The sequence below is a fragment of the Shinella sp. genome, from assembly GCF_052438155.1.
Taxonomy (GTDB): domain Bacteria; phylum Pseudomonadota; class Alphaproteobacteria; order Rhizobiales; family Rhizobiaceae; genus Shinella.
Map to the genome: position 1 here is coordinate 406 of NZ_JBQVPI010000073.1, position 6,521 is coordinate 6,926.

Annotated in this window: 6 protein-coding genes; 4 read left to right on the forward strand and 2 right to left on the reverse strand. The window is 61.0% G+C overall.

The annotated features are described in order from the left end of the window. Both ACT6VE_RS34190 and ACT6VE_RS34195 read right to left on the reverse strand, forming a co-directional pair. A partial coding sequence (locus ACT6VE_RS34190) for a UvrD-helicase domain-containing protein (RefSeq protein WP_444802594.1) occupies positions 1-1,538 on the reverse strand: 1,538 nt, incomplete at its 3' end. Then, a complete protein-coding gene (locus tag ACT6VE_RS34195) occupies positions 1,535-3,550 on the reverse strand; it encodes an ATP-dependent nuclease (RefSeq protein WP_444802595.1) in 2,016 nt (671 codons plus the stop codon). The genes ACT6VE_RS34195 and ACT6VE_RS34190, both read right to left, overlap by 4 nt. Before the next feature lie 156 nt (positions 3,551-3,706). Between ACT6VE_RS34195 and ACT6VE_RS34200 the strand changes: the two genes are divergently transcribed. From ACT6VE_RS34200 to ACT6VE_RS34215, 4 genes are all read left to right on the forward strand, one after another. Next, the gene (locus ACT6VE_RS34200) at positions 3,707-4,156 is read left to right on the forward strand and encodes a hypothetical protein (RefSeq protein ID WP_444802596.1); all 450 of its coding nucleotides are present in this window, start codon (positions 3,707-3,709) and stop codon (positions 4,154-4,156) included. Positions 4,157-4,180: 24 nt separating this feature from the next. Continuing rightward, complete coding sequence (locus ACT6VE_RS34205) at positions 4,181-5,167, forward strand: hypothetical protein (RefSeq protein ID WP_444802597.1); 987 nt, start codon at positions 4,181-4,183, stop codon at positions 5,165-5,167. Further along, the gene (locus tag ACT6VE_RS34210; protein WP_444802598.1) at positions 5,164-5,661 is read left to right on the forward strand and encodes a hypothetical protein; all 498 of its coding nucleotides are present in this window, start codon (positions 5,164-5,166) and stop codon (positions 5,659-5,661) included. Before ACT6VE_RS34205 ends, ACT6VE_RS34210 begins: the two co-directional genes overlap by 4 nt. 534 nt (positions 5,662-6,195) lie before the next feature. Beyond that, the coding region (locus tag ACT6VE_RS34215; RefSeq protein WP_444802599.1) for an IS110 family transposase at positions 6,196-6,521 on the forward strand (326 nt) is incomplete at its 3' end.

The following is a 6,521-nucleotide window of genomic DNA, read 5'->3' on the forward strand; positions in this document are numbered from 1 at the left end:
TTGCTGGTCTTGTTGCTGGTCATGACCACGCACACCGCCGCGAACTCCAATCCCTTCGCCGAGTGGATCGTGCGCGCGGGATGCGAATCCAGTGGCGGGCTGGCCAGCGCCGCCTCAAGGTCGGAGGTCGATCGCAGGCGCTGCCCTATGGTTACGGAAGACACGAGACCGGGGTCTAGAACGGCGCGAGCCCTCACGAGCCACGTTTCAGCCGTCATGCCAGGCACGAACTTAAGCTGCGATGCGATCGCGATGATCCCGGGCCGCCACGTTGCATCGTCGGCATCCGTGCCGGAAACGTGCCGATGGTATTCGCCCGGGGCCTGGATATGACCTTGAACCTGGAGGACAGCGCGGTGGAGGGCGACGAGTGCCTCCCGCCGGTTGCCGAGGCCGAAGGAGAAGTGGAAGTCGGTGACGGCCCGGGCGAGCATCAGCGTCATGTGCGCCGACTCCTTCGGCGCCGGATGCCCGATTGCCTTGCCTGCGGTGGGAAGCCGCGACGCGAGAATAGGCGCGTCCGCATGCGGGATCTCCAACGAGCCCGACAACTCCCCGAACTTCGTACCGATCGCCGCAGGCACCGACGTCCCACCGTATGCGATCACATAGATGGGCGTCGTGTCGCCCTTCAGAGGCCCCAAAGCCTGATCGAGTGCAGACCGGGCTGCTGGCGGCCTCAAGGCGACGATGGCGGAGCAGATCGCAGGGGTCGACCGGAAGTTGCCGCTCATTGGAAGGCGCTCGGTCTCACCGAACCGTTCGGCGAACCCATGGAGCTCGCTAGTCACGCCACCCCTGAACTTGTAGATCGACTGGTTGGGGTCGCAGATCACCTTCACGCTCAGCCCGGAATCGCGGAGCCATTGGACGATTTCGAGATCGGCCGGGTTGCAGTCCTGCGCCTCGTCAACGACGATCTCGCGAAACCGCGCGGCCAGCGCCCTCCCGAATCTCTGCGCGAACTGCTTGTCGGCCAGCCGAACACGTACGCTCTCCCGCACATCCTCGAAATCGACATGACCCTTGGTGCGGGCAGCGGCCAGCATGGCTAGTGCTCGGGCTTGGTGCCTGGCGGGATCCCGATCGAACCGGAATTCGGTTGCGACAGCCGGGTCCATTGCGCCCGTTTTCCTATCGAACCCCCGGAGGGGGATGGCCTGCATCGTCTCATGCGGCTGCACTGGCCATTTCGCCTTGTCTGGAATTAGCCGGGGCATCTCACTGCTCCCCTCGATTCCGAACGGCGCGACGAAGAACTGCCAGAGAAAGCGGTCGAAGGTACCGATGAAGCTGGGGAAAAGCGGGGCCGGAAGCACACCGAAGCTCCGCAGACGCGCCTCCAGCTCATCGACGGCTGCGTTGGTGAAAGAGAGAAACGCAACGCCACGACGATCGCTGCGATCGGCCAGCAGAAGTCGTGCGCGTTCGACAAGCGTCCGGGTCTTCCCTGCTCCAGGACATGCGGTGACGAACGCGCAGCCATCGTGAACGACGACCGCCTCCTGCTCGAGCGTCGGCTTGTAGGCCGCCGTCACGTGACGACCAACTGCTCAATGGCACAGACGATGTAGGCCGGCACCTTCAGCTCCTCGCCATCCTCGATCCGGCGAGCGAGAATCTGGGCGAAGTCGCCCTTGCGCGCGCTCTTGAATACCTTGTTGATCGCTTTGGAGCGCTCGTCTCCCTCCTTCTTGAGGGCATTGCGCCACTTGGTCTTCGATCGCGGATGCAGTTCCAGGTAGGCCTCCCCGAGCAGATCGGCGTTTCCAGCCTCTATCAGTTCGGACTCAAGTGAATAGGTGCTCGTGATTGCAGCGAAATAGTCGGTTGCGCCCAGCTCACCGACCAGCCGATCCAGCGCGAGCTTCCGTCGCTCGCCGGGTATGAGTCCGTCGTCCACCACCTCTTCTTCTGATGCCGCGGACGTGTCGCCGTTGCTCTGCTCGGCTTTGTCTGGCGATGCATCTCTAGTCTCCGCTTCGCCATCGTTCGCCTTGTCCTCCTCATCCTCATCCTCCTCCTCGTCCTCGGATTTCGTGCCCTTGTCGCCATCGGTCATGACCACGACCCGATCGGCGATGCGCGCTCCATCGACCTCGGTCAGGAGAAGAGACACATAGGGAGCGAAATCGACCCCATCGATTGGGATGAAGACGGCGGACCGGAAGAGTCGAAGCTTATCTTTCTGCCCCTTCAGAACGTGGTGCTTTGCGATTGCTGGAAGCAGGAGCGCCTCTGCGATCCCTTCGACCAACAGCGCCCTCCCGCCGAACAACAGCGCCGCCTTCGTCACATTGAGGTACCGATCGACCTTCCTGCGATCCAACGGCTTCAGCGCCATTCTGGCAAGCGGCAGGCATCTCGTGGATCGGCGCGGCGAAGCTGCAGAGATCGCCTCTGCGACAGACTCCATCGCCGATTCGTTCCCCGCCCCCGTTTCCGAGGTCAGCACGTCTTCGATCAGGCTGGCGTCGAGCGTCGTGGGCTCCGGATGCTCATCCCTCTCACCCGTTCCGACCGACGCGATCATGGACTTGAAGACGACCAGCCGGTCGCTGCTGACCCATGCCGACAGGTTCGGCGAATGCGTGGCGACAACCACCTGCAGCTCGCCGGCCGGGCCGTGATTGGTGGGCGGAGCCTTCCGGGACTGTTCGGCCTGATCGCGCAGAAAAGACAGCACCGCCGCCTGCAGCTGAGGATGCAGGTGCGCTTCCGGCTCCTCGACTAGGAAGAGGGTCAAATCGGTGTTCCGAACCTTCTCCAACTCGACAGCGATGATCGCCATGAACAGCAGGTTTGCGTAGCCGTGCCCGGAGTAGCGGAGGTCCTCGGGATCGATGCCGTGGTCCGCCAATTTGAACCGGAGGTCCCGGGCGATGTCGATCAGGGCCTCGTCAGAGGCAAAGCCCAGCGTCGCAGCCTGCTTTCGCACGCCGCCCGTCAATGCGGTCAACCCCTTCTCCACTGCATCGTCGACCTTGGTCAGCACATCGTGCTGGCTCTTACGGCCAAGTTCCCTAGCCAAGTCCGTTGCACTCGTACCTTCCAGAAAGTGGTTAAGCAGCGCCATGATGCGCGTCGGGTTCCCAGATGCGAGCGACCGCTTCGCGTCCCGCAGAGTAGGTAGATAGACGTGACGAACCATGTCATGACAATTCGGCTCCGCAATATTGCCATCCCTGCCCGCCCACAGATACGGCCTCGCTCCGCCGGTGGTCGCATCATAACGCAAGCCGAAGCAAGCCTTCGTCAGGCTTGCGTCGGTGACAGCCGAAATCAGTCGTCCCTGCTGTCCGGCGGAGAGTTCCGCGAAGTGCGCCTCCAGTTCAAACCGGGCCGTGCCGCATTGGAAGCGCACGTCGGTCGGCTCGCAGTATATCTCGCGGCGTCCACCAAGCGGCGCGGTCAGCAGCCGGATCGCGTCGATCGCGTTGCTCTTGCCCCCGTTGTTCTCTCCCACAAGTACCGTCAGATCGCTCTGCAGCTCAAGTCGGGCCTCGTCGAACGATCGGAAGTTACCCAGCCTGACACTCTGAAGATACATCGAGCCCCCTTCTCCTTCGGCGACAGCATAGTGGAAGACAATAAGGGCAGCGAGGGTAATAAGGAGCCAAAATGCAGATAGATCGCGATTTATTTTTCCACCGTTTTACGACACCATCCTCGCGTTGAGCAGACTGATGCGGGCACAGGCGGTAAAATGGACGATAAGGAATTGACGCGTGTTTGGAACCAGCATGAAAGCCCGGTGATCCTCCGCCGGACGGGCAAGGGCCAGCTGCTACGCATGCGCCTGCCATACGCGGGTAGCAATCGCACCTGGCTTCAGGACGGCCATCGCATCTCCCCGACATGGATCGCCTCGAAGCGCTATTGGGAGATTCCGAAAGCCTGGTTCAACGACGTCGTGGAGCGCGCGCTCAGAACCTACGGGCAAATCTACGTGATCCAACCCTATCGGGAGCAGGAGAAGTGTTCGCCCGCGTGCCTCAACGCTTTCGGTCATGAATGTCAGTGCTCATGCATGGGACGGAATCATGGCGCGGGAAACGACGGGAGCTGGTTCGAAATCTCCGAGACCTTCGCCACGCGCTGGGGCGATCAGATGCTCGCCTGCAGGCTGATGAAGATACGGCATGGATCAGATTGAATTGAGCCCGGGAGGAAGGCGAAGATGCTGGAGTTGATCGACCTGATCGAGAGATCGAATGCGACCATTCATGCCGACTTACGAGCCTGGTTCGGCGAATACCCGGTCGCCGCGTCGTGGAGCGTGGTATCGGATTTCAGCGTGGGCGACACGGGCAAGCAGAACGACGCCTACTCCTTCGTCATTATCCTCAAGCACGACACCGACGAAAACATCGCGTCCTACATCGCGGCCACCTCGCCGAGCGACCTGAAAGCCTCCCGAACGCCACCCAAGGGTCTGCTCGACTATCTCTGCTGCCCCGTGACCTTCAGCCTGAGCTTCATCGTCTCACGCGAAAGCGCCAGTCTGCGCGTAGCCATTACTCAGGAAGCCATGTCGTCGCTCGTCGCTTCACTCCGGGAGATCGTCGCCGAATGGGCGACGGCGGAGCCACCGAACGCCGAGTATTACGGCCAGCTCGGCCGCCGCCTGCGAATGCTCGAATCGGAACTCGCCCAGAAGCAGCTTTCGCTCAACCTACTCCGACGGATATTTCTCGTAGCGTCATTCGCGGCTGTCGTTCTCGGCATGCTCAACGATGCGAAATCGCCGATCAACATTCGTTGGATCAGCGACCGGGACGCCATGTTCGATCGACACGAAGGCGTGGCTTTCGACCTCGCCTGGTTACTATTTCAAATCATGAGGCGACGCCGGGGCGGCCTCATTGATCTACGCCACCCGCAGATCGCGTTCGCAACGCCTGGCATGGACGGCAAGACGGAATACGCCGAGTTCGTGAGAATGCCCGACTTCCTCGCCGGGACGCTCGCGGACATCAAGCTTCCGCAACTGATGTTCACACACCGCAAGTTCCCGACGATCTTCAACCGCGTGCTGGTCAACTCCCCGAACAACGCGGTCGTGGAGCTACTGGCCGACGAAGAGCGGGTCACTTCGCGCCGGCTCCGTTTTGGCAATCGCCTCTCGGAGGCCGTCGCGACGGCACGAAAGGCCCGCGCGACATGAGTGAGAAATGGCTGGAGGAGAGGGTGCCGGGCTACGCTGCGCTACCCGGCCCCGACCGCGACGCGATCAAAGCCTTCGCCCTCCTATGGAGCCTATTCGAATCGAGGCTGATGGGGAACGATGCCAACGCCCGCAGGATCGCGCAGGCGGTGGAGCGGTGGGAAACGGACGGTGTGCTCTGCGCCGAACTCTACGATGCCGAGGTCGCCTATTTCCGGGAACGCTATTTCCAGAACGGGGAGCTCACGTTCCGCTTTGATAATCTGCAACTGCGGAGGCAGGACATGCCTGACCTCGTTGCGGCATGCATCAGGGGCGACGCCGGCTCTGCCCGCGATCGTGTCCTGACCACGTTAATCATCGTGTGGCGGTACCGGAACAACCTCTTCCACGGCGAGAAATGGGCTTACGATTTGCAAGGTCAACTCGCCAATTTCAGCTGCGCCAACGCAGTGCTGATGAGAGTTTTGGAGCGTCACGCCGGTTTCGGTTGAGAAGGACAGCCCACTGCCGCAGCAGTCTCGAATCGCATCATGCCATTGAAAAGCCGCTTTTTAGATCGGCGCAGTGTTTTACATATCGCCTTTTTGCAAACTCCCGAAACGCCTCCTCAGGCGCAGCTCTAATGCAAAAAGGCAATTCAGGCCGGCTGTAAAGCTTTGGGGGCCGCAAGTGATTGGAAATGGGCCATTCTTAATCGGGTCCGATTTCCCCGAGCATGTCGGTTACATCGACATAAGCAGACGCCGGCTTTCGGGCGCAGTGTCAGAGGGACCAGATGATCGTAATTACTGCGCATTGCCGACGGATCGGGTTGAGCGACCCGAATGCCAGCTTCCCAATAAAAGCTGACGATCACATCTACGACGCTGAATGTCTTGTGTTGGGTCGAGGGCTGCCGCTGCTAAGAGGCAGGTTGGACGGCAGCTTTTCGCCACTCGCTCCCCAGGACCTGATGGGGTGGACGCCCCCCGACGGCATCTATGTGCCAAAGTGGAGGTGTTGATTCACCACTGAGGGAGGCGCCCGTGTCGCAAGTTAGCACAATAGGTCTGGATATCGCCAAGAACGTTTTTCATGCGCACGGTGCCGATGAACGCGGTGCGATGGTTTTCAGTCGTAAGCTCACCAGGAACAAACTGCTCGACTTCTTTGCAAGTCAGCCGGGGTGCACTGTTGCACTTGAAGCGTGCGGGGGCGCGCATCATTGTGCGCGTCAGCTCAAGGCGATGGGGCACGATGTGCGGCTCATTCCGCCCGCCTACGTGAAGCCGTTCGTGAAGCGGAACAAGAACGATGCGATCGATGCGGAGGCAATCTGCGAGGCGGCACAGCGCCCGGGTATGCGCTACGT

Excerpts from the sequence above, each read along its gene's own strand:
- ACT6VE_RS34205 (WP_444802597.1), top strand. The coding sequence starts at position 4,181 with ATGCTGGAGTTGATCGACCTGATCGAGAGATCGAATGCGACCATTCAT.
- ACT6VE_RS34210 (WP_444802598.1), top strand. The coding sequence starts at position 5,164 with ATGAGTGAGAAATGGCTGGAGGAGAGGGTGCCGGGCTACGCTGCGCTA.
- ACT6VE_RS34200 (WP_444802596.1), top strand. The coding sequence starts at position 3,707 with ATGGACGATAAGGAATTGACGCGTGTTTGGAACCAGCATGAAAGCCCG.
- ACT6VE_RS34195 (WP_444802595.1), bottom strand. The coding sequence starts at position 3,550 with ATGTATCTTCAGAGTGTCAGGCTGGGTAACTTCCGATCGTTCGACGAG.